This is a genomic window from Sphingomonas sp. S2M10 (genome assembly GCF_012650175.1).
Taxonomy (GTDB): Bacteria; Pseudomonadota; Alphaproteobacteria; order Sphingomonadales; family Sphingomonadaceae; genus Sphingomonas.
This window is the reverse complement of sequence record NZ_JAAILI010000048.1, coordinates 76703-99642: the sequence shown is the minus strand read 5'-3', so window position 1 is coordinate 99642 and position 22940 is coordinate 76703. Positions and strand designations below refer to the sequence as shown.

The 22940-nt window shown below is 67.5% G+C and carries 24 protein-coding genes; 15 read left to right on the top strand and 9 right to left on the bottom strand.

Translation table 11 applies throughout. The features are described from left to right. Positions 1–34: 34 nt before the first annotated feature. The 9 genes from fliG (at position 35) to S2M10_RS11640 (ending at position 10940) form a co-directional block, all read left to right on the top strand. Complete coding sequence (gene fliG, locus S2M10_RS11680; RefSeq protein WP_168846218.1) at positions 35–1069, top strand: flagellar motor switch protein FliG; 1035 nt, start codon at positions 35–37, stop codon at positions 1067–1069. Positions 1070–1082: 13 nt separating this feature from the next. Continuing rightward, the gene (locus tag S2M10_RS11675) at positions 1083–1730 is read left to right on the top strand and encodes a FliH/SctL family protein (RefSeq protein WP_168846217.1); all 648 of its coding nucleotides are present in this window, start codon (positions 1083–1085) and stop codon (positions 1728–1730) included. A gap of 66 nt (positions 1731–1796) precedes the next feature. After that, the gene (locus S2M10_RS11670; protein WP_168846216.1) at positions 1797–2891 is read left to right on the top strand and encodes a catalase family protein; all 1095 of its coding nucleotides are present in this window, start codon (positions 1797–1799) and stop codon (positions 2889–2891) included. Positions 2892–3148: 257 nt separating this feature from the next. Beyond that, positions 3149–4753, top strand: coding sequence for a flagellar basal-body MS-ring/collar protein FliF (gene fliF, locus S2M10_RS11665; RefSeq protein WP_168846215.1), 1605 nt, complete (start codon positions 3149–3151; stop codon positions 4751–4753). 11 nt (positions 4754–4764) lie between these two features. Continuing rightward, on the top strand, positions 4765–5124 hold the full coding sequence (fliN, locus tag S2M10_RS11660) for a flagellar motor switch protein FliN (RefSeq protein WP_168846214.1): 360 nt from the start codon (positions 4765–4767) through the stop codon (positions 5122–5124). Next, positions 5124–6455: a sigma-54 dependent transcriptional regulator gene (locus tag S2M10_RS11655; protein ID WP_168846213.1), complete on the top strand. Its 1332-nt coding sequence runs from the start codon at positions 5124–5126 to the stop codon at positions 6453–6455. The genes fliN and S2M10_RS11655 overlap by 1 nt, the downstream gene beginning before the upstream one ends. A gap of 23 nt (positions 6456–6478) precedes the next feature. Further along, a complete protein-coding gene (flhA, locus tag S2M10_RS11650) occupies positions 6479–8560 on the top strand; it encodes a flagellar biosynthesis protein FlhA (protein ID WP_168846212.1) in 2082 nt (693 codons plus the stop codon). Between the two features lie 78 nt (positions 8561–8638). Beyond that, positions 8639–10261: a flagellar hook-length control protein FliK gene (locus S2M10_RS11645; RefSeq protein WP_168846211.1), complete on the top strand. Its 1623-nt coding sequence runs from the start codon at positions 8639–8641 to the stop codon at positions 10259–10261. Between the two features lie 16 nt (positions 10262–10277). Further along, positions 10278–10940 (top strand): flagellar hook capping FlgD N-terminal domain-containing protein, encoded by a 663-nt coding sequence (locus S2M10_RS11640; RefSeq protein ID WP_168846210.1) that lies wholly within the window; start codon positions 10278–10280, stop codon positions 10938–10940. A gap of 622 nt (positions 10941–11562) precedes the next feature. Here S2M10_RS11640 and S2M10_RS11635 read toward each other — a convergent pair. From S2M10_RS11635 to S2M10_RS11610, 6 genes are all read right to left on the bottom strand, one after another. Continuing rightward, the gene (locus S2M10_RS11635) at positions 11563–11964 is read right to left on the bottom strand and encodes a hypothetical protein (RefSeq protein ID WP_168846209.1); all 402 of its coding nucleotides are present in this window, start codon (positions 11962–11964) and stop codon (positions 11563–11565) included. A gap of 141 nt (positions 11965–12105) precedes the next feature. After that, positions 12106–12963 carry a flagellin gene (locus S2M10_RS11630; RefSeq protein ID WP_168846208.1) on the bottom strand — a complete coding sequence of 286 codons (858 nt, stop codon included), beginning with the start codon at positions 12961–12963 and terminating at the stop codon, positions 12106–12108. Between the two features lie 234 nt (positions 12964–13197). Continuing rightward, positions 13198–13947, bottom strand: coding sequence for a flagellar basal body L-ring protein FlgH (gene flgH, locus S2M10_RS11625; RefSeq protein WP_168846207.1), 750 nt, complete (start codon positions 13945–13947; stop codon positions 13198–13200). An 11-nt stretch (positions 13948–13958) separates the two neighbouring features. Continuing rightward, positions 13959–14387 carry a flagellar basal body P-ring formation chaperone FlgA gene (gene flgA / locus S2M10_RS11620; RefSeq protein ID WP_168846206.1) on the bottom strand — a complete coding sequence of 143 codons (429 nt, stop codon included), beginning with the start codon at positions 14385–14387 and terminating at the stop codon, positions 13959–13961. Beyond that, positions 14387–15169 carry a flagellar basal-body rod protein FlgG gene (gene flgG / locus S2M10_RS11615; RefSeq protein WP_168846205.1) on the bottom strand — a complete coding sequence of 261 codons (783 nt, stop codon included), beginning with the start codon at positions 15167–15169 and terminating at the stop codon, positions 14387–14389. Before flgG ends, flgA begins: the two co-directional genes overlap by 1 nt. Positions 15170–15191: 22 nt before the next feature. Next, entirely contained in the window at positions 15192–15932 is a 741-nt protein-coding gene (locus S2M10_RS11610) for a flagellar hook-basal body complex protein (RefSeq protein ID WP_168846204.1), read from the bottom strand. 117 nt (positions 15933–16049) lie between these two features. Here S2M10_RS11610 and S2M10_RS11605 point away from each other — a divergent pair, with 117 nt between their 5' ends. Genes S2M10_RS11605 through S2M10_RS11590 form a run of 4 tightly spaced genes read left to right on the top strand, consistent with a single transcriptional unit; the run spans position 16050 to position 18620 of the window. Continuing rightward, a complete protein-coding gene (locus S2M10_RS11605; RefSeq protein WP_168846203.1) occupies positions 16050–16616 on the top strand; it encodes a flagellar basal body-associated FliL family protein in 567 nt (188 codons plus the stop codon). Next, positions 16613–17632, top strand: coding sequence for a flagellar motor switch protein FliM (fliM, locus tag S2M10_RS11600; RefSeq protein WP_168846202.1), 1020 nt, complete (start codon positions 16613–16615; stop codon positions 17630–17632). Before S2M10_RS11605 ends, fliM begins: the two co-directional genes overlap by 4 nt. Next, the gene (locus S2M10_RS11595) at positions 17629–18051 is read left to right on the top strand and encodes a DUF6468 domain-containing protein (RefSeq protein WP_168846201.1); all 423 of its coding nucleotides are present in this window, start codon (positions 17629–17631) and stop codon (positions 18049–18051) included. Before fliM ends, S2M10_RS11595 begins: the two co-directional genes overlap by 4 nt. Beyond that, entirely contained in the window at positions 18051–18620 is a 570-nt protein-coding gene (locus S2M10_RS11590; protein ID WP_168846200.1) for a hypothetical protein, read from the top strand. The genes S2M10_RS11595 and S2M10_RS11590 overlap by 1 nt, the downstream gene beginning before the upstream one ends. 129 nt (positions 18621–18749) lie before the next feature. Here the strand turns inward: S2M10_RS11590 and S2M10_RS11585 are convergent, their stop codons facing one another. Continuing rightward, positions 18750–19166, bottom strand: a complete 417-nt coding sequence (locus S2M10_RS11585) for a hypothetical protein (protein WP_348770583.1) — start codon at positions 19164–19166, stop codon at positions 18750–18752. 89 nt (positions 19167–19255) lie between these two features. On the opposite strand from S2M10_RS11585, the gene S2M10_RS11580 reads away from it, so the two are divergent. After that, positions 19256–19471, top strand: a complete 216-nt coding sequence (locus S2M10_RS11580) for a hypothetical protein (protein ID WP_247650760.1) — start codon at positions 19256–19258, stop codon at positions 19469–19471. Continuing rightward, positions 19471–21303: a hypothetical protein gene (locus tag S2M10_RS11575; protein ID WP_168846199.1), complete on the top strand. Its 1833-nt coding sequence runs from the start codon at positions 19471–19473 to the stop codon at positions 21301–21303. Before S2M10_RS11580 ends, S2M10_RS11575 begins: the two co-directional genes overlap by 1 nt. On the opposite strand, the gene S2M10_RS11570 is transcribed toward S2M10_RS11575, so the two are convergent. Further along, entirely contained in the window at positions 21212–21562 is a 351-nt protein-coding gene (locus S2M10_RS11570) for a hypothetical protein (RefSeq protein ID WP_168846198.1), read from the bottom strand. The two genes, S2M10_RS11575 and S2M10_RS11570, sit on opposite strands and share 92 nt — an antisense overlap. 54 nt (positions 21563–21616) lie before the next feature. Continuing rightward, a complete protein-coding gene (locus tag S2M10_RS11565; protein ID WP_168846197.1) occupies positions 21617–22897 on the bottom strand; it encodes a hypothetical protein in 1281 nt (426 codons plus the stop codon). Positions 22898–22940 lie beyond the last annotated feature (43 nt).

Genomic DNA, 22940 nt, shown 5'->3' with positions numbered 1-22940 from the left:
GGGTGCGCGCGGACCATTTTCTGCAGGGATGAGCATGGCTTCTGTCGCCACGGTGGGTGAACCGCCCGAACTGAAGAAATTCTCGGGACCGCAACGCGCGGCCGCGCTGATGCTTGCGCTCGGCAAGGAACATGGCGCGCCGATCTGGGACCAGCTCTCCACCGACGAGATCAAGGAACTGTCCTCGACGATCGCCAGCCTGGGCCGCATCCCCAGCACCGTCGTCGAATATCTGCTCGTCCAGTTCACCGGCGAAGTGGCGAGCATGGCCTCGCTCCACGGCAGCTACGAAACCACCGAGCGCCTGCTCGCCGGCATCCTGCCGAACGACAAGGTCAAGGAGATCATGGAAGATATCCGTGGTCCCTCGGGCCGGACGATGTGGGACAAGCTGTCCAACGTTTCCGAGACCGTGCTGGCCGGCGCGCTCAAGCAGGAATATCCGCAGACCGTCGCGGTCATCCTCTCCAAGCTGCGCCCGGACCATGCCGCGCGCGTGCTGGCCGAGCTGCCGCGCGAATTCGCGGTGGACGTGATCATGCGCATGCTGCGGATGGACACGGTGCAGAAGGAAGTCATCAACCAAGTCGAGCAGACGCTCAAGACCGAGTTCATGACCAACCTCTCCCGCTCGCAGAAGCGCGATCCGCACGAGAGCATGGCCGAGCTGTTCAACTCGCTCGACCGCTCGACCGAGGAAGCGATGCTCACCGCGCTCGACGCCAAGGCGCCGGAAAGCGCCGAGCGCATCCGCGCGCTGATGTTCACCTTCGAGGATCTCGCCAACCTGCTGCCGCCGGCGATCGCCTCGATCGTGCGCAATGCCGACAAGCGCGAGATGGCGCTGGCGCTGAAGGGCGCTCCGGATCAGCTGAAGCAGATGTTCTTCAACGCGATGACCGAGCGCGCCGCCAAGCTGATGCGCGAGGACATGGCCGGCATGGGCCCGGTGCGCGCCCGCGATTGCGAAGAGGCGCAGTCGAGCCTCGTCCGCCTGGCCAAGGATCTTGCCGATCGCGGCGAGATCCTGCTGGTCGATCCCAAGTCCGACGACGCGATGATTATCTGAGGAGCATGGCAGCATGAGCATCCATGTCGAACGTTTCGCCTTCGACCGCGTGTTTTCGGCGCCCGTGCCGGACAAGAAGCTGGTCAACGAGGACGCGCTGATCGAACTGGCCGCGCTGCGCGCCGAGATCGCGCTGCTCAAGGCCGATCAGCAGGCGGTGATCGATCAGGCGCGCGCCGAAGGCTTCGAGGCCGGGCTGGCCCAGGCCCGCGCCGAGCGCGAAGTGGCGCTGCTCAGCGCGGTCGACGCGCTGCATGCCGGCATTGAGGTGATCGATGCCCAGTTCACCGAGATCGCCGAGCGCGTGACCAGCGAGGCGACCGAAGTGGCGCTCGCCGCCGCCGACCATATCGCCGCACGCGCGATCGAACGCGCGCCGGGCGACGCGATCGACGCAGCGATCGGCCGGGTATTGGGCCAGGTCGCTCGCGGTACCGAGCTGCAGGTGCGCGTACACCCCGATCTGGTCGACGACATCGAGGCGAAGATCGCCGATCGCCAGTCCAAGGATCGCCGCAAGCTGAGCCTCACCGTCGCGCCGGATGCGACGCTGGCGATGGGCGACGCGCTGATCAACTGGGATGAAGGCGGCCTCGCCCTCAACGCCCAGCAGCGCCGCGACGCGGTCGCGGCCGAGCTGGAAAGCCTGTTGCTGCACTGAGCGCGCGACGGAACGGCGCACCCGACCGGTGGTTGATCCCCTTCGCACGATCGAAGGGAATCTACCATGCCGCAGCCCGTCCGTTATTCGCCCGCCGTCGAACAGCCGCAGCCAGACGAAGCGGAGACGATCGCCGGGCTGAAGGAGCAGTTCCAGAAGATCCTCGACACCACGTCCGAGGATTACCAGCACGCCGTCCGCTCGGTACACGCCAAGGGCCATGGGCTCGCGCGCGGCACGCTCACCATCGCCGAAGACCTGCCGCCGGAACTGGCGCAGGGCCTGTTCGCCACGCCCGGCACGCATGAAGCCATCCTGCGCTTTTCCACCAATGCGGGCGACATCCTTGACGACTCGATCCGCCTGCCGCGCGGCGCGGCGCTGAAGATCCTGGGCGTGGAGGGCGCGCGGCTGCCCGGCAGCGAAGGCGACACGACGCAGGATTTCGTGATGGTCAACGCGCCCGCCTTCGCCGCGCCGGACGCCAAGAAGTTCCTCGGCAATCTCAAGCTGCTCGCCGGCACCACCGACAAGGCTGAGGGCGCGAAGAAGCTTCTGTCCGCCGTGCTGCGCAGCTTCGAGGCGGCGATCGAAGCGGTCGGCGGCAAGTCGGCGCTGCTCAGCACGCTGGGCGGCGCGAAGCCCGTCCACCCGCTCGGTGCCACCTATTACAGCCAGACGCCCTATCGCTACGGCGACCATATCGCCAAGTTCCAGCTGGTGCCGGTCTCGGGGATCAAGGACTTCGCGGACGAGACGATCAACGCCACCGGCCGCCCCGATGCGATCCGCGAGGCGGTGAACGAACTGCTCGCCGAACAGGGCGGCACCTGGGAGCTGCGGGTACAGCTGTGCACCGATCTCGAGACGATGCCGGTAGAGGACGCCTCGGTCGCCTGGGACGAGGAGGAAAGCCCCTATCGCACGGTCGCGACGCTGCAGGTCGCGCCACAGGCCGGCTGGGTCTATGGCGAGAGCGAGCGGATCGAGGACCAGCTATCCTTCGCGCCGTGGCACGGCCTCGCCGCGCACCAGCCGCTGGGCGGCGTCAACCGCGCGCGCAGGGAACCGTATCAATTCTCGGCGGACTATCGCGGCCGGTTCAACGGCTGCCCCATGCACGAACCGCGCGCGCTGGACGAGCTTACCGCCAGGGCATGAGCTGCCGGGGCCGCCCTCGCAGCGGCCCCGCCCCCCCTTTCCGACGCCTTTCGCCGTTGAACGCCCGCCGATTCCGCCGAGCGGGAGACGCCGTACCTCAGGCGGCCGAGCCATCCCCATGGCTCCGTGCGATCGCCTAAGTGGAACGACTGCTAGGCAAAAAATTCCCACCCGGCAGAAACTGCCGTTCCAGCCGCTTCCTATAAGTCCTGTATCAAGGGGCATTCCGCGCCCCGTAGCTACTGCATGGGGCGGCTTTGGAAGCGATCAAGAATCTGGTGACGCAACTCGGCACCAAGCGGCTCGCGCTGATGGGCGGTGTGGCGTTCGCCCTGCTGGCGGCGCTCACCTTCGTGGCGATGAGCAGCTCCAAGTCCAACATGGGCTATCTCTACACCGATCTCGATCCCGCCGCGGCATCGACGATCACCGAGAAGCTGAAGGCGCAGAACGTCCCCTACACCCTCTCCGCCGACGGCACCGCGATCATGGCGCCGGAAGACAAGCTCGCCGAGCTGCGGATGAGCATGGCCAGCGAGAAGCTGGGCGGCAAGATCGGCTATGAGGTGCTCGACGAGGAGCAGCCTTTCGGCGTCTCCGCCAGCCGCGCCAAGATGAACGAGACCCGCGCGATCGAAGGCGAGCTCGCCAAATCGATCCAGACGATCCAGAACGTCACCGCCGCCCGCGTCCATATCGTGATGCCCGAGCGAGCGATGTTCGCGACCGAGAGCCGCAAGGCAACCGCGGCCGTGACGGTGAAGACCAAGGGCCATATGGGCTCGGAGCAGATCGCCTCGATCCGCTACCTCGTCTCCTCCTCGGTGCCCGAACTTTCGCCCGACGCCGTCTCGGTCGTCGATCAGACCGGCGCGCTGCTCGCCCGTGCGGGCGATCCGGACACGGCCGCCGCAGGCGATGCCGATGAGCGCCAGCAGGCGGTCGAGGGCAAGCTGCGCGACGAGATCGAGGCACTGCTCCAGCCGATCGTCGGCGAGGGCAAGGTCCGCGCCGAAGTCTCCGCCCAGATCGACCGCGACCAGACCCGCGAGGAATCGAACATCTTCGATCCGGACAAGCAGGTCGTCGCCCGCCAGGTGAGCGTGGAGACGGGTGACCAGAACCGCGAGACCGATGCCGCGCCGCAGACCGCCTCCGTCGCCAACCAGATGCCCGACGCGCGGGCCAATCCGGCGGCACCGGGCAGCTCGCGCCAGTCGGCGAGCAACCAGACCTCCGAAGACACCACCTATTCGAACAGCTCGACCCGGACGGTGACGCTGCGCGCACCGGGCAAGGTCACCCGCCTCACCGTCGCGGTGATGGTCGATGGCGGCCCCAAGGGCCTGCCGGCCGATCAGGTCCAGCGCCTGCAGCGCCTGGTGGAGAATGCCGTCGGCATCGATACCCAGCGCGGCGACAGCGTGGTCGTCGAGAGCATGCCCTTCTCGGCGGTGCCGGTGGACGAGGCGACGGACAGCATCTTCTCCAAGCTGCCGATGGACAAGATCTGGACCTTCCTGCAGCTCGCGCTGATCGCCGGGGTTGGCCTGCTCGCCCTGCGCATGCTCAAGCCCAAGCCCGAGCCGCTGCCGATCGAGCACGAGCTGACTCCGCTCGAAGCGCAGCAGCAGTCCGACGAGATGCGCCTGCTCACCGCCCGCGCCGCGGATGGCGACCCCGAAGCACTCGAACAGCTCGAGCAGATGCAGGTCAGCGAGACCGCACTGCTCGATCAGGAAATCGCCCTCGCCCAGGTGGATGGGCGGATCAAGCTCTCCGCCCTCAAGCGGATCGGCTCGGCCATCGCGGCCAGCCCGCCCGAGGCTGCCTCGGTGATCCGCCAGTGGATGAACGCATAGGATTTTAGCAGATGACGATCGATCCCCACGACATCATCCCGTCGGACGGCCCCGAGCCCCAGCCGGCTTCGGTCCCGGACTTCGAGGACTTCGAACTGCCGGGCAGCACGCCCGACGCCCATGGCGGCAGCGCCGGGCTGGAAGCGGTGCACGACGTGCCGGTCAAGGTGCAGGCCGTGCTCGGCCGCGCGCGGATGCCGATCGGTGATCTGCTCGCGCTCAGCTCGGGCACCGTGCTCGAACTGGACCGCCGGGTCGGCGAACCGGTCGACATTTTCGTCAACGACCGGCTGATCGCCCGCGGCGAAGTCGTCCTGATCGACAACGCGCTGGGCGTGACGCTCACCGAAATCGTGCGGCCCGATCGCTGATGGCAAACCCGATCCGCATGCTCCTGATCGGCGCGCCGGGTAGCGAGTTCCGCCTCGCCGCGGAACTGGCGCGCAGTGCCGGCGCCGAGGTGGCGATGGCCGACACGCCCGAGGACGGGCTGGTCGAGCTGCGCCAGGGCGGCGCCGACCTGGTCATGATCGACGTCGACGCAGACATCACCGGATTCATGGCGAGCATTCGCGCCGAGCGCTTCACCATCGCGGTGCTCGCCTGCGGCATCGACGCACCGGCGGAGCGCGCGGTGGCGGCGATCCGCGCAGGCGCCCGCGATTACGTGCCCCTCCCCCCGCAGCGCGAGCTCATCGCGGCGGCTATCGCCTCGGTGGTCGAGCGCAAGGCACCGGCCTGGATCGGCGGCCATCCCGCGCTCGCCCGCGCCCTGTCGCTCGCCGCCGGCGTCGCGCCGAGCGCCGCCCCTGTGCTGATCACCGGCGAAAAGGGCAGTGGCAAGGAAATGATGGCGCGGGCGGTCCACGATGCCTCGGGCCGTCCCCAGCCGATGCTGGTGGCCGAATGCGCCGGCGTGGCGCCCGACGTGCTCGAATCCGAGCTGTTCGGCCATGAGGCCGGCGCCTTTCCCGGTGCCGTCGCTCGCCGCATCGGCCGGCTGGAAAAGGCCGGACACGGCACGGTACTGCTCCGCGAGGTCGGCATGCTCTCGCCCGCGCTGCAGGCGAAGCTGCACGACGTGCTCCAGAAGCAGCAGTTCCGCCGCCTTGCCGGCAACGATCTGATCCCGTTCCACGGCCGGCTGATCGCCACTTCCAGCCTCAATCTCGACGCGCTCGTCGACAGCGGCACCTTCCGTGCGGACCTGATGGTGCGCCTGGGCCTGGTACGCGTCGAGGTGCCGCCCCTGCGCTCCCGCGGCGAGGACATCCTCGCCCTCGCCCGCTATTTCGCCAAGCGCCATGCCGAAGTCGATGGCCTGCCCCCGCGTGCCTTTACCGACGAGGCGCTCGCGCTGCTCCAGCGCTATGCCTGGCCGGGCAACATCCGCGAGCTGGACGAGACGGTGCACCGCGCCATCCTGCTCGGCCGCGGCGCCGCGATCACGCCGGGCGATCTGGTGCGTGCCGACGGCACCCCGCTCGCCGAACTCAACACAGAGACCAATCCCTTGGACATCAACAGCCTGGTCGGCCGCACGGTGGAAGAGGTGGAGCGCGAGCTGATCCTGCAGACGCTGGAGCGCTGCCACGGCAACCGCACCTCGGCCTCCAACATCCTCGGCATTTCGGTGCGGACGATGCGCAACAAGCTGCGCAGCTTCATCGAAGCCGGCATCGCCGTCTCGCCAGCCCCCTGACCTCCCATTTCCGGTAGCAGCCCATGCCTCCCGTCGTCCTGAAGTTCCTCGACCGCATCGGCGCCAACCGCGACATGGCGCTGGCCGGCGGCGTGATCGCGATCATCGCGATGCTGATCCTGCCGATGCCGGGCTGGATGCTCGACATGGGGCTCGCCCTGTCGATCACCGTCTCGGTGATGATCCTGATGACGGCTTTGTTCATCGAGAAGCCGCTGGAGCTCAGCGCCTTCCCGACGATCCTGCTGATCGCGACGATGCTGCGGCTGGGCCTCAACCTCGCCTCGACGCGCCTGATCCTCGGCCACGGCCATGAAGGTCCCGATGCCGCCGGCGGCGTGATCGGGGCCTTTGGCGAGTTCCTGATGGGCGGCGAGACCATCATCGGCCTCACCATCTTCATGATCCTGGTGGTGATCAACTTCGTCGTCATCACCAAGGGCGCCGGCCGCATCGCCGAAGTCGCCGCGCGCTTCAGCCTCGACTCCATGCCCGGCAAGCAGATGGCGATCGACGCCGATCTCTCCGCCGGCATGATCAACGAGGAACAGGCCAAGGCCCGCCGCGCCGAGGTGGAGGCCGAAAGCGGCTTCTACGGCGCGATGGACGGTGCCTCCAAGTTCGTGAAGGGCGACGCGGTCGCGGGCCTGCTGATCACCGCGATCAACATCGTCGTGGGCCTCGGCATCGGCGTGATCGAGCACGGCGTGCCGATCGGCGAGGCGTTCCGCACCTATACCGTGCTCACCGCCGGCGACGGCCTGGTCAGCCAGATCCCGGCGCTGATCGTGTCGACCGCGGCGGGCCTGCTCGTCTCCAAGGGCGGCGTCGCCGGCAAGACCGGCGCGGCGCTGGGCGACCAGCTCGGCCGCTACCCCAAGGCGTTCGGCATGGTGTCGTTCCTGATGGGTGCGCTGGCGCTGATGCCGGGTCTTCCCTTCATCCCGTTCGCCGCCTTCTCGGCGCTGTCGGGCTGGGTCGCCTGGGAGATGTCGCGCCGCTCCACCGCCAAGGCCGCGCGCGAACGCATCCAGGCGGCGCAGGAAGTAGCCCAGTCGCAGGCGGTCGAGCAGCCGATCTCCGAGACGCTGGCGATCGACGCGGTCCGCATCGAGATCGGATACGCCCTGCTGCCGATGATCAACGACGATACGCGCGAACCGCGGCTCGACGACCAGGTCCGCGCGCTGCGCCGCCAGATGGCAACCGAATATGGTTTCGTGCTGCCGTCGGTGCGGATCATCGACAATATGGGCCTCAAGCCCAACGAATATGTCATCTCGATCAAGGAAACCGAGGCGGCGCGCGGCGACATCCGGCTGGAGAAGCTGCTGCTGATCAACCCGGGCGGCGGCCCCGTCGGCCTGCCGGGCGAGCAGACCAAGGAACCGGTGTTCGGCCTGCCCGCGCTGTGGATTGATCGCGAGCTGCGCGACGAGGCGGGCTTCCGCGGCCTTACCGTGGTCGATTGCGGCACGATCATCGCCACGCACCTGACGGAGCTGGTGAAGGACAATATCGCCGACCTGCTCTCCTATACCGAGACGCAGAAGCTGCTGACCGAGGTCCACAAGGAATCGGAAAAGCTGGTGGCGGACATCATCCCGTCCAAGGTCTCGGTATCGAGCGTTCAGCGCATCCTGCAGAACCTGCTCGCCGAGGGCATCTCGATCCGCGACATCCCGACGATCCTGGAAGGCATCGCGGAATCGGCGCCGCTCTCCAACAATCTGACCACCATTACCGAGCATGTCCGCAGCCGCCTCGCCCGCCAGATCAGCGCCTCGCAGGCGCGGGGCGACGCGATTCCGGTGGTCACGCTTTCGGCCGATTGGGACCAGGCCTTTGCGGACAGCATCCTGGGCGCCGGCGACGATCGCCAGCTGGCGATGGCGCCCTCCGCGCTCCAGCAGTTCATCGGCGCGGTGCGCGAGACCTATGATCGGCTGGCGCAGGACGGCGAGATCCCGTGCCTGCTCACCAGCCCGTCGATCCGCCCGTTCGTCCGCTCGATCATCGAGCGCGTGCGTCCGGCGACCGTGGTGCTGTCGCAGAACGAGATTCACGCCCGCGCCCGCATCCGCGCGCTCGGGGTAATTGGCTGACCCGCAACGATCGATCCGGCGATCATCCTATAATGGTTTGGAACGGCCTCTTTTCGGCCGTGCGCACGAGGCGACTGCATGAACGTCACGAACATCGGCTTCCCCTTGTCCATCCCTGCAGCGCAGGGAGGCACTGTCGATGCCGCCGCCGGAACCGGCTTTGCCGGGCTGCTCGGGGCGACATCGGTGGGCGCCGTGCAGGGATCGCCGGTGCTCGACATGCCGGCCGGACTGCCTGAGCTCGGCACGCCGATGCTGCCCGCCGCGACCAGTGCGCCGCTCCTGCCCGGCACCGCGCCGCTCCTGCCCGGCACCGCCAATTCGGCCGGCACACTGCCCGGCGAGCGTCCGCAGGTCGCAATGGCGCAGTTGCTCGCCACGTCCGCACCCGGCGCGATGACGCCGCCGGTGGCGACCGGCGGCAACCCGCTCGCCGACGCGGTCGCCAAGGCGCTTGCCGCCGCGCAGGGCAAGTCCGTCGACACCGCCGGCATGCCGGTTTCGGCCGATGTGTTGCCGGCCGCGCCCGAAGCGCCCACAATGATTCCGTCGCAGCCCATCGCGGCCGCCGCTACCCCGGCGCAGCCCATCGCACCCGCAGCGAATACCGTGCAGCCCAAGCCGACCGCGGCGACTCCATCGGCCGTCCTGCCGGTGATGGATGCGGCGCCGGCCATGGTGGAGACGGCAGCGGTGCTGCCAGCCGAGACGGCCGAGGCGGCCGAGCAGCCCGAGCCCACCCTTCCGGGGAAGAAACCCGCGGCGCCGTCACGCGGCGGCGCGAAGAACGTGAAGCATGTGGACCTCGATCCCGCAGCAATGGTGCTGGGGGTGCCGGACGTCACCGCGGCAACGGCGGCAACGGCCGCCGCGGCAGCCGCCCCGGTGCAGCCGCTCGCGACTCCGGTCGCGCAGCCCCAGCCTGCTGCCGCACAGCCTGCCGCGGCACAGCCGGCTGTTCAGGGCAAGGCCGGCGCCGTGACGGCGCCGCGCCATGCCAGAATCGATACCGCCGCCGTGACCGAAGCCGCGCCGGGGCAGACCGGCGGCGACAAGATCGCCGATCTCGCCCGCCCCGTCGCTACCAGCTCCGCTCATGGCAATCCGAACGACGGCGGCGCCCCGAGCGACCAGGGCCAGCAATCCTTCGCCCAGCAGCTCGCCGCGACGAACGATCATGGCACCGGCGCAATGCCGGTGGCCGCTGCCCCTGCGCCGTTCGCCGCCGCAGCGCCGAGCACCGCCGCCGCCGCTGCCGCCGAGCCGGTCGTCAACGCACGCCCGGGCGAACTGGGCCGCACCCTTGGCGTCGAGATCGCCCGCAAGGTCGATGCCGGCGAGGACACGCTGCGCGTCCGCCTGAACCCGGCCGAACTCGGGCGCGTCGAGGTGACGCTGGCGTTTGACGACAAGGGCCGCGTTCAGGCGACGATGCGTGCCGAAAGCCAGCACACGCTCGACCTGCTCCGCCAGGACGCCCCCGAGCTGGGCCGTGCGCTCGACCAGGCCGGCATCCGCAGCGACGCCGGCAGCTTCCGCTTCGAGAGCCGCGACGGCGGCACGGGCGGCGGCGGCAACGGACAGTCCGGCGGCCAGCAGCACTCGCGCGGCGGCCATCAGCAGTTCCGCGACGAACCCGACGCACAGACCGCCGCCTATCGCCCGATCCGCGGCGATGGCCAGGTCGATCTCATCGCCTAACGCTCAGGAGTAGCGCATGACCCTCGTCTCTTCGGCCACTACGCAGACCACGGCACAGAGCGTTACCGACGCTTCCAGCTCCAAGCTCACGGCCGACTACAACCTCTTCCTGAAGCTGCTGACCACCCAGATGCAGAACCAGGATCCGATGAACCCGATGGACAGCGCGCAGTATACGCAGCAGCTCGTCCAGTATTCGCAGGTCGAGCAGTCGATCACGCAGAACAAGACGCTGAACTCGATCCTGTCGGGTCTGAACATGACGTCGCTCACCACCAGTTCGTCGATGATCGGCCAGCCGGTGCAGCTCGATTCGGACAAGGCGGGCCTGAGCGCCACGGCGCCGGCACAGTGGGAATGGAGCGCGCCCAACGCGATCACCAAGCTGACCGCGACGCTGACCGATGCGAAGGGCACCAAGGTCGATACGTTCAACCTCGACGTGACCGGAACCTCGGGCCAGTTCAGCTGGGACGGGACGAGCAGCTCCGGCACCAAATACACGGACGGGCTGTATCAGCTCACCCTCAGCGGCACGACCGACGCGGGTGCGAAGATCACCACGACGGCGAAGGCCATCGGCAAGGTTACCGACGTGCAAATGCTAAATGGTGCACCGGTGGTATCGGTGAATGGAGCCCAATATCCGACCAGCATGATTTTGCGCATCGCAAAATAACCATTCTAGTAGATGTCGGAGTGTACGGCTCCTTCCCTAAGTACAAATCCTGTACCTCGATAATGCGGGTTTCGTTTCTCACCCGACCAAATTTGCGATATAGAGAAATCAGAAGCAACGAGGACGTTCCGATCCCCTCACGATCCTCTCGCTTCCCAATTTGCCGAGCACCCCCCTGCTCGGCATGGCGGCAGGTCAGTTCCCCCCAACTGGCCTGCCGCTCGCATTTGTGCCGATGCACCGCCGCGTCTCCGCGCGCCTTCTCCGCCTGAATCCTCGCGGCCTGCCACGCCTGCAACCGCGGCCTCTCCTTCCCTCCCGATCGATGGCGGCGCGCATCGCACCGCATCGATCGCGGGAGCGGCGGCCATCGGCTATTGCCGCGCCGGCGCGAACGATCTCGTATCCGGGAAAGCTCGATGCACCTCGCGGGCGATCGAGCCCGCGTGCGTCGAATAGCGCGGACGGATTAGCCCTGGCGGCGGGTGCAGCGGCTCCGCCTGCTTCCGCGGCGTGGCGCGGTCTCATCCTGCGTGAAGATGCGCTTCCCGCGATTTCCGACCCGCGGCCCGTACGCAGCGAACGTAAATGCGTGCGCTGCGGCGGCACGCCGTCGGCGCGTCTAGTGGACGCGCGCTTCGGCGCGGCGGGTCAATTCGCGCGCATGGGCGGCGACGATGCACAGCTCGGCATAGAGGCGATCCCAGAACGGAGCGGAGATTTCCAGCCCCGCGGCGCCTTCCTGGCTGAGCACCAGCGCCGCGCTGGGGTCCAGCTCGAGCCGGAAACGGGTGGCAAACATCCCATCGACATGCTCGTCAGGCAGGCCCTGCGGCACCGAGAGCCGTGCCGACATGATGTAGCCGGCCAGCACGTCGACGCCATACCCGTCCAGCAGGATGCGGGGGCGCCCGCCCAGATCGGGGCGCTCGACGACGACGAGCGCGCCCGAGGGATGCTCTTCGACGCTGACGCGCAGGCGCCCGCCAAAGGCATCGGTGATTTCGCGAATCCTCGGGAACAACGCCGATCTCCCAGTTTCCCATCATTATAGAAGCGGAAACCATAGTACCCGCGATGAACGCGGGCAAAAAAAAGGGCCGGGATGGCGAACCATCCCGGCCCCCGCAAGCCTTCGGCCCCCCAGGGTTGGGGCCTTGGGCTATTAGCGGAACAGCGACGTGATCGTCTGCGGCGCCTGGTTGGCGATCGACAGAGCCTGAACACCGAGCTGCTGCTTGACCTGCAGGGCCTGCAGGCGCGCAGATTCCTTCGCCAGGTCGGCGTCGACAAGGTTGCCGATGCCGCCGTCGATCACGTCCGACAGCTTGCTGGTGAAGGTCGACTGCGCGTCGATCTTGCGCGAAGCCGCACCGAGCGTGCTGAGCGTGGTCTTCAGGTTCGCCTGGGTGGCCGTCAGGGTGTCGACCATCGTCTGGGCGGCGGCCTGGGTGTTGATCTGGCCGGTCGAAGCGACGGTGATCGTCGAACCGCCGAGATCCAGACCCTGGTTCGCCACGCTGAGCGAGTCCGGGTTCCAGGTGGTGGCCGAGCTCGTGTCCGAGTCCTGCAGCGACTGCAGCGCGGTCACGGTGCCGCCCGAAGCCTTCAGCAGGTTCGTGCCGTTGAAGTCCGACGCGTTGACGATCGTGCTGATCTGGTCACGCAGCGCGGTGAAGTCCTTGTTCAGGGCGTCACGGGTCGCGGTGTCGATACCAGCGTCAGCCGCCTGCGTGGCCTTCGCCTTCATCTGGTTGACGATGTCGGAGATCTGCTCGGCGCCGGCAACGGCGACGTCGGTCACGCTCTTGGCGCGGCTGAGCGACGACGAAACCGCCTTGAGGCCGCCCAGGTCGCCACGGAGGCCCTGCGCGATCGTGTACTGTGCCGAGTCGTCCTTGGTCGAGGACACCGCCATGCCGGTGTTGATGCGGCTCTGGGTGGTGGCCAGGTCCTTCTGGGTCGAAGTCAGGCTCTGGAGAGCCGCCATCGCGCCGACGTTCGTGTTAACCGAAAATGCCATGATAATTTCCTTCTAGGATCTAGAGCCGCTTCTGCGACCCGGGTCGGAAGCGCCGACCCGCGACCGGGCAAAATGCCCTGCACGCTCATTGTGGGAAGAAAATCGGGTCCAGCAAAATAGTCGTGAAAATTTTGATGGTTACCGCAAGATTAAGATAAATATCCGGTAAATGCGAAAGGGGCCCGCCGGATGTCCGGCGAGCCCCTGCTCGTTCGATAAACTGGTGTTCGGCCGTCAGAACGGAAAAAGCGCGTCGTAGATCTGCTGCCCCCAGCGCGCCTGCTGCGCATCGGTCAGCTGGCCCTTGCCGCCGTAGATCACGCGCGCCTCGGCGATCTGGCTGTGCTGGATCGAATTGTCGCGGGCGATGTCCTCGGGCCGGATGATGCCGGTGACGATCAGCTCGCGCATCTCGAAGTTCACCCGCACTTCCTGGCGGCCGCGGATCATCAGATTGCCGTTGGGCAGCACCTGCGTGACGATGGCGGCCATCGTCATGTTGATCGTCTCCGATCGCACGGTGGTGCCGCCGCCGCTGTATTTGGAGCCCGAGCTCGTGTCGACGAGTTTGGAGGGATCGCTGTTGGTCAGCTTCTGAATCGGCGTCTGCAGCCCCAGCAGGCCGGCGATACCGCTCGTCTCGGTGCCGCCGCGCGTCCTGGACGTGTTGTTGCCGATGTCCGCGCGATCCGCGATCGCGATGCGGATCGTCAGGATGTCGCCCACCTTCCCGGCGCGCTGGTCGCGGAAAAAGGCACCGGCACCCGTGCGGAACAGCGATGCGCTCGGCGCATTGGCCGGCTGCTCGGGCCGAACGCGGTTCGAACGATCCAGCGGCGAGGCCAGCGACGGCTCGACATCGGGCGCGTCGACGGGTTCCATCGTCGTCAGCTTCGGCGCCTTGCCCACCGACTTGAGCCGGCCGACCGCACCGCAGCCCGAGAGCGTGGCGCCCAGCGCCAGCGCGAGAATGATCCTACGCATGTACTTGTCCCTCAGGGAGTGGATATCCGCACCGTGCCGCTGCCATCGACGATCCCGTCGAGCGTGCGGTTGGTGGCGTTGACGACGATCCGCACCGGATCGCCCTGGGCACCGCTGCCCAGCGCGCGACCGGCCGCGGTGATCAGGAGCGTGCCGGACACGATCCTGGCCGTGACCGGCTCGCCGCGCTTGACCAGCTGCGGCTTCATCACGTCGCCGCGGCGGAGCAGCGTGCCGGGGTTCAGCGTCCGGGTCGCATCCATGCCGACGACGTCTTCCGGGCGGAGCGCGCCGCGCGCACTCGCCTCGGGGCGGGTTTCGATCGAGAGGTCGCCCATCTCGATCCGCTCGCCGCGCGCGACCGGCTGCTGGACCACCGCCACCGGCACGTCCTCGGCAGGCACCGCCACGCGCAGCAACAGTCCCAGCAGCGCGGACATCAGCGCAGCTGGCTGGTCGTCGCCAGCATCTCGTCGGCGGTCTTCACGACGCGGCTGTTCATCTCATAGGCGCGCTGCGCGGTGATCAGCGACGTGATCTCGGACACCGGGTTGACGTTCGAGGCCTCGATGAAGCCCTGAGTCAGCGTGCCGATTCCGGTATCGCCCGGCGAGCCGACGGTCGGCTGGCCCGAAGCAGCGGTCTCCAGGAACAGGTTGCCGCCCTTCGCCTCGAGGCCGTTCTCGTTCATGAAGGTGGCGAGCTGGAGCTGGCCGAGCTGCTGCGGCTGGGTGTTGCCCGCGACGGTCACCTCGACCAGGCCGGTCTTGGAGATGTTCACGTCCAGCGCGCCCTGGGGGATGGTGATGCCCGGCTGCACCGGATAGCCGTCCTGCGTCACCAGTTCGCCCTGGTCGGAGATCTGGAACGAGCCGTCGCGGGTATAGGCGGTGGTGCCGTCGGGCATCGTCACCTGGAAATAGCCCTTGCCCTGCACCCCGATGTCGTAGGGGTTGCCGGTCTGGGTCATCACGCCCTGCTCGTTGATGCGGTAGACGCCGCCGGTCTTCACACCCGAGCCGATCTGGATGCCGGCAGGCACCTTGGTGTCGCCGCCGGTCGCGGAGCCGGGACGCGAGACCTGCTGGTAGAGCAGGTCCTGGAACTCGGCGCGCTGCTTCTTGAACGCGGTGGTGTTCATGTTGGCGATGTTGTTCGAGATCACGTCGACATTGGTCTGCTGGGCCAGCATGCCGGTCGCGGCGATGGAAAGCGTACGCATGGATTTTATCCCTTCGTGAAAGTCAGCTGACGCGGCCGAGCTTGTCGATCGCGCTCTTGCGCATGTCCGACATCGCGTTGGAGAGGCTCTGGCTGGTCTGGTAGGCGCGGAGAATCTGCATCATGTCGGTCGTCTCGACGATCGCGTTGACGTTCGATCCCTCGACGCCCCCGCTCACCAGCTTGGTGGCGCTGGCCGGCAGCTCGCGGCCGCCGGTGGCGGTGAACATGTCGTTGCCGCGCGGATCGACGACTGCCTCGCTGTCGAACACGGTCACCGCAATGCGACCGAGCGGGCCGTTCAGGCCCATCACCGTGCCGTCCGCCTGGACGTTGACCTTGCCCGCTTCCTCTGCCGGAATCTTGATCGGCTTGCCGCCCTCGCCCAGGATCACCTGGCCGCCCGAGGTGGCGAGTTCGCCACTTTCCAGCACCTTCACATAGCCCGCGCGCGTATAGGCGGTGGTGCCGTCGCCGGCCTGCACTGCCAGATAGCCCGGCCCGTCGATCATCACGTCGAGCGGGTTGCCGGTCGGCTGGAACGCGCCGTTGGAAGTATCGTGCACCGCGCCATAGTCGAGCACGAACGAGGTCTTCTCGGCCGGTTTCACGGCGCCGTCGGTCTGCTCCACATATTCGCGGAACACCGGCTGCTCGCGCTTGAACCCCACCGTATTCATGTTGGCGATGTTGTTCGCCACCACGTCCATCCGGCGCCGCAGCGCCTGCTCCTGGCTGAGGAGCACGTAAGAGGAGATGTCCACCGGACCGTCCTTCGAAAAATGGTCACTAGGCAGAAATTGCCGGGTGACGCTTCTATAATAGAGGGAAATCGGACGTGCGGACGTCGCGGCCGATAAATCGGAAGGTCCAGGGTTATTATGTCGGCCGAGATCGTCGAGGATAAGAGCGCGCAGGAGGCCCCGGCGCCCAACAAGAAGAAGAAGCTGATCATCATCGGCGCCGCGACCGCCGCCGCGCTGACGCTGGGCGGCGGCGGTGCTGCCTTCTTCATGGGCGGCAAGAGCACCGCCAAGACCGAAGCGCATGGCGAGGAAGCCGCCGCTGCCGACGAAGGGCATGGCGAAGCGGAAGCGGAAGGCGAAGGCGAAGGCGAGGGCGAAGGCGGCCATGGCGAAGCCAAGGGCAAGTTCGTCGACGTGCCCGCCGTCTCGGTCAACCTGCGCTCGCCCGACGGGTCCCCGCGCTTTCTGAAGCTGCACCTGATGCTGGTGCCGGGCCCCAAGACCACCGACACGGCGCTGAAGGACAAGCTGCCGATGGTGCTCGACGCCTATCAGCCCTTCCTGCGCGAGCTGCGCCCCGAGGATCTGGGCGGCTCGGCGGCGGTGTTCCGGCTGAAGGAAGAGCTGATGGTGCGCGCCACCCGCGTGCTCGGCCCCGGCATGGTCAAGGAAGTTCTCATTCAGGACCTGATCCAGCAATGATCGATCTAGACGATTTCGACCTTCCCGATCCCCCCGCCGCGCCGTTCGGCGACGATATCGGCAACTTCGCGCAGGCGGATATCGACGCCCTGTTCGGAGGGAGCGAACCGGTCCTGAAGAAGAAGGGCCTGCGCGCCGTTCTGGAATCGAAGGTCATCAGCCACGAACGGCTGCCGATGCTGGAAGTGGTGTGCGACCGCGTGGTCCGCAGCTTCGCCAGTTCGATGCGCAACATGACCTCGGACGCGATCGACGTGAGCCTGGAGGAAGTGACCTCGGCGCGCTTCGGCGAATTCATGAACCGCGTGCTGCTGCCCGCCATGGTCGGCGTGTTCAAGGTCAGCGAGTGGGAAAGCTATGGCCTGGTCACGGTCGAATCCGGGCTGATCTATTCGGTGGTCGATGCACTGCTCGGCGGCCGCGGCGGCAACTCGCCGACGGTGATCGACGGCCGTGCCTTCACGCCCATCGAAACCTCGCTGGTCGCCCGCGTACTGGAAACGGCGCTGCGTGATTTCGCCGACGCGTTCGAGCCGATCGAGCCGGTAAACATGCGGCTGGAGCGCATCGAGACCAACCCGCGCTTCGCCGCGATCGCCGCCACCTCGAACATCTGCGCCATCGCCACCTTCCGCGTCGACATGGACGGGCGTGGCGGCTGCATCACCATGGTATTCCCCTATGCCACGCTGGAGCCGGTGCGCCACAAGCTGCTGCAGCGCTTCATGGGCGAGAAGAGCGGCCGCGACAGCATCTGGGAAGCGCACATGGCCTCCGAGATCCGCAAGACCAACGTGACCGTCAACGTGCTGCTCGGCGAAAAGGCGCTGCCGCTTTCCGATCTGGAAGAGCTGCAGGTCGGCCAGACCATCGCCTTCGACAAGAGCCCCGACGACGCGCTCGACATGGCATGCGGCGAGATCAAGCTCGCCCAGGCCCAGATCGGCCAGCGAAGCGGCCGCGTCGCCGTGCGCCTGGTCAACGACGTTTCCCGCTCAAGGAAGAAGTTATCATGAGTATCGCGCTTTTCGCCAATGTGCTGACGATCATCCTGTGCGTGGCCGTGCTCGTGCAGAGCATGCGCATGATGCGCAGCCTGCGCGCCGTGAAGGAAGGCGCCCTCACCGATGTGGTGAAGGCGCTGGACCATGCGACGGTGCAGGCGCGCTCCGTGCTTTCGGACATGAAGGCGACGCTGGGCACCGATTGCGCGCGTCACGCGCGGCTGGTGGAGCAGGCCCGCGACCTGCGCGACGAGCTGTCGGACATGATCGGCATTGCCGATTCCGCCTGCGAGCGGATCGTCTCGGCCGTCAGCCTGGCCAATGCCCTGCGCGTCGCCGGCGAGGAGGCCGCCGAACAGTTGCACGCGGAAGCGACGGACGCGGCGGATGCGCCGATCGACACGCTTCCCGCCACGCGTGAGGCCGCGTGATGGCGCGCCCTTCCCTGCTGCTGCTGATGGCGGCGGCCTCCGCGATCGCCGCGGTGGCCAATGCCGCCAGCATCGCCACCGGTGATCAGGACACCAGCAGCAAGACCCGCTTGGGCAACTCGATCGAGCGCGACCTGAGCGCGCGCGACCAGGAAGCCGCCAAGCGCCAGCGCGCGCTCGACCTGCGCGAGCAGGCCGCCAAGGCTGCCGAACAGCGGCTGGCAGCCAGTGTCGAGGCGCAGCAAAAGGACGCGGCCGCCGGCGCCCCCGGCACGCCCGGTGCGCCCGCAGCCGCCGAGGCGCAGTTCGACGAGCTGGCCCGCATCTATCAGGCGATGAAGCCGGCCAAGGCGGCGGCGGTGTTCGAACAGCTGGACATGGAAGTGCAGATGAAGGTGGCGCAGCGGATGCGCCCCGCGTCCACTGCCGCGATCCTTGCGGCCATGTCACCCAAGGGGGCCGCGTCGCTCAGCATGGCGCTCGCCCGCAAAAGCGCGGCAAAGCCGGCTGCCATGCCAACGGCGGCGGCCATGGCCGCACCCGCCGGCGCCGCGCGCAAGCCCGGCTGAGCGATGCACGGCATCCCGGCGCAAGCCGGAATGCCGGCTTCAGGCGATAGGCCAAGAAAAAAGGCATCCCAGCCGCCGCCGGGATGCCTTTTGTCTTGTCGGATGCGGGTCGAGCCGCACCTGAAAGGTTCAGTTCTGCGAGGCGCCTACTTCGACGATCAGCACCCGGCCGACGTCCGGCGACACGGTCTTGAGCGCGCCGGTAAGCGTCTTGTCGAGGTCCGCCACATTCACCGCGCGGAGCGCCGAGGCGTCGAGTCGCGCGAATTCCAACCCGCTGGCGATCGCCGCCATGCGCAAGTTCGGCATCGCCGCGGTGAGCTTTTCGGCGGTGGCGGCGTCGTGCACCTCCAGTACCAGCTGGAAATTCAGCGTGCCGGCGACGCGGTCCGAATCGACGATCGGCACGGCGATCGGCTCCATCTTGACCAGATGCAGCGCCTCGCCCCCGCCCCCGCCGCCGGATGCAAATGCCTGCCCGGCCGGAAGCGGCGAGGCCGCTGCCGCGATCACGCCAAGCATCGCCAGCGTCTTGTTGCCGCGCACCAAATTTCTCCTGTCAATCGCATGGGCCGGGCCGCCGCTGCGGCCGCGCACGTCCTATAAATAAGGGACAAGCACTTAACGGATTCCAAATGAGCCACGATCAACGCCCCGCCCGGATGCGCGTCGTCGCCGACGCGGCCAGCCGCGGCAACGCCGTCGACACCAGCGAGAAGCAGAACGCCAAGGCGGGCGGTCCGGAGGCGGCCGCGCCCGCCGGTTTGCCGATCGTGCCTGCAATGATCTTCGTGATCGCCTGCATCATCGGCGGCGCCGTGGTGACGTATCTCATGGCTGGAGCCCATTGATGCGTCGCTTGCTGATCGTCGCGCTGCTCGCCAGCACCGCCGCTGCCCCGCCCAGCGATCCGGCGCACCCGCCCGCCGAGGATCACGGCGCCGCGCATGGCGCGGCCCCCGCAGCATCGGCAGAAGAAGCCCCGCCCGCACCGGCCGGTCGTGCCGTTCTCCCGCCCTTCGCCGCCATCCTCGCCCAGATGCCGCGCGTGACCGACAGTCGCGACTGGCCGGAGCTGACCGAGGAGGCCGCCTGGGACGCGCTGATCAACGCCAAGCCCGATACCCGGCAGCTCGCCCGCTGGCGCTATGCCGGCTCGCTGATCCGCCGCGGCATGGGCGCAGAAGCGCTGGGCGTGCTGGAGACGATGGAATCGGATGACGAGGATCTCGCCCTTGTCGCGCCGTTCCAGCTTGCCACCGGCGCCGCGCTGGTGATGGTCGGCCATTATCGCGACGCTGTGGAAGCATTGTCGCTCCCCGAACTCGAGGGCAATGCCGAGGCCTGTGCCTGGCGCGTCCGCGCGCTGGCGGGCACCGGTGACGACAAGGCTGCCGCGCGCCAGATCAACTGCGCCGTGCCGGCGATCAACGGCCGCACGCCGCAGGAGCGCAAGCCGTTCACGCTCGCCGCGGCCAGAGGCGCCATCGCCATCAACCAGGGCCAGCCCGCCCTCGCCTGGCTGAAGCTGTTCGGAGAGCAGGACGCGCAGGCCAATCTGCTGCGCGGCAAGGCGCTGCTCGCCTCCGGCGATCCCGCCGAGGGGCTGTTCCGCCTGTCGCGCGCCGAACTGAGCGGCACGCCCGAAATCCAGGCTGAGGCAAAGCTTGCCCATATCGAAGGCGATCTGAAGCTGCACCGCATCGCCCCGGCCGAGGGGATCAAGCAGCTGGAGGCGCTCCGCTACGGCTGGCGGGGCGGCCCGGTCGAGCAGGGTGCACTGCAGCTCGAATACAAGCTGGCGCTCGCCGAAAACGATCATCGCGCGGCGCTGCGCAGCGCTGCCACGCTGTTCCGCTATTATCGTCCCGACGGCGATTCCGGCGCCATGCTGAAGCAGATCCAGGCCTGGCTGGGCGAGATGCTGGCGCCGGACAGCGGCACTCCGTTGCCCGAAGCTGCCGGCCTCTACTGGGATTACAAGGAACTGGCACCTGCCGGGGCCGAGGGTGATGCGCTCGCGCTACGCCTCGCCGGCCGGCTGGAGGCCGCCGGCCTGTATCCGCGCGCGGCCGAACTGCTGCAGTACCAGCTGATGCAGCGCCGACAGGACGTGGCGCAGGGCCCGCTCTCGGTGAAGGTGGCGACGCTGTTCATCCTGTCCGGCGATCCGGTCAAGGCGCTGGACACGCTGCATGCGACCGAACAGGCCAGCTATTCGGACGGCATGCGCTTCGATCGCAAGCGGATCGAGGCGGTGGCGCTCTACAAGCTCGGCCGAGAGGACGCGGCGATGGCGGCGCTGGACGGCATACCCGGCGGCAGCGGCGTGCGCAGCGAGATTCACTGGCGGACGCGCAACTGGGGATCGTTCATCACCGAGAACGAAGCCACCCTGCCCGCCCCCGGCGCGATGACGCCGCCGGCCCAGGCGATCGTGCTCCGCCAGGCGGTGGCGCTGGCGATGCTCAATCAGGAGGCCAAGCTGCAGGCGCTGCGCGCCCGCTACAGCGCGGCGTTCAAGGCGCTGCCCAGCGCGCAGGCGTTCGATCTGCTGACCCAGCCGACGCCCACCGTCGATCCCGCGCGGATCAGCGCGGCGATGGCGGCGATCCCCGAAGCGAGCCCGACGGGCGCGATCGGCGATCTGCTGGACGCCACTGCCTCGACGACGACAGGCTGAAGCGCAGCATCGCGCGTAAACCGTACAGCGTCGCTGCCAATACCGGAACGAACCTCATGCGCTCCTGATCGAACACTTCGGCCTCGTGCACATTGCCCTCGTTCGTACGAATAGAGAGGATGACCTTGGCCGTGCCGTCGAATTCGAAGCCGTCGCGGGTGATGACGATCCCGTCGTGTGTCTTGAAGAGGGCTCGCCGTACGTCGCCGGGCGTGTTCCGTTTCGGTCGATCCCCGGCCTCGATGGTCGCCTGAACCATCTCGAGTGGCGACCTGTCTCCGAGGTACGTGCGCTTCGTGGTATTCCAGTAGATTTAGGCGCAGTAGATCTGGGCGCGGAGTTGCGCCCGCGTCATCTCGGCCTCCTTCAGCGCGTTTCGTGTCGGATCCTTGGGATGACGAGGGCCCCTGACGGTTCCCGGCAGGCTCTCGAGAAAGCCCTTGATGAACCGGTTTAGCGCTTCGACCAGCGGCTTGCTGTCCGGATGGTTCGCGTCCGGCAGCTCCACGTCAGGGCCGAGTTCGGTCAAAGCCGAAAGAGAGCCCGGCGAGGTGATCGCCATCTCGTTGTCGGGCGCGATCAGGTCGCAGGTACCGTACGCTTCCTGCAGCCAGGGAAATTCCTCGATGTGTGCTGCCTCGATATGCGCAGGGGGCAGCATCACGTTCATGAGGGCGATCGCCGACACGTCCTCGCGGTACGGGCCGCAGAAGATCGACGGAAAGAACCAGAAGCTGGTGGCCGTGTCGATGTTGTTGATCATCTTCATCTTGCCGGCCGCGACGTGCCAGTTGTCGCTGAAATGGACGATCTGCCTGAGTTCGAGACCGTCCATCTCGACGCGTTCGAGGAAGCGCTCCGCCGGAACGCTGCGACCAGCCGGCTCGAACACGCGCCTCGCCCGACAATCGCCCGTCTTCGCTGCGGTGGCGGGACCGCTCTCGAGCTGGCGGGCGCGGGCGCGGATCGTCTCGAGTCGCACCGGCTTGCTGGCGAGGCGCTTCTTCAACTCCTCGTCGTTGCCATCCGCGATCCGGTCGCGTGCGTCGATATAGTATGCACCCGAGTCGACGAACGACGCGTCCTCCGCGGCCCAGTAGTAGAGAGTCGCCTCCGTGACGAGAAAATCCTCCAGGCCGGGCAGCGGGCTCTGCCCCTTGAGCCGTCCGGCACAGGACACCAACGAGCCCCGACGACCCTGCGCAGCAAACAGCTTCCGAGCCCATCGTCGAAGGCTCGACGCGGCGGGGATCGCTTCCGATACGCCTTTGTCGTTGCAGATCAGATCGGTGCGCGTTGCAATCCAAGCTGTATAGGAATCGTCGGACGTCGTGACGGGACCGTCCTTTAGTACGGCCGACGCCCAGCGGAAGCGCCACGCCGCTTTTGGATCCCTGGCGGCGCAAGCCGCACGGTCGAGGCCCAGCACGAGGCGTCGACGACCGTCGTGATCTTCGGCCTCGCACGGATCGACCAGGCGCCCGGCCTCCTTCTCTGCGAACAGCCAGTCGATTGTCGTGTGGATTGGCTGATCGCAGTAGTCGGTCAGGACGAGGTAGTCATACCCAGTTTCGTCGTCGACGAAGCCGAGCACCCAGTCGCCCAGATCCTTGGCGACGCTCCCCGACCAACGACAT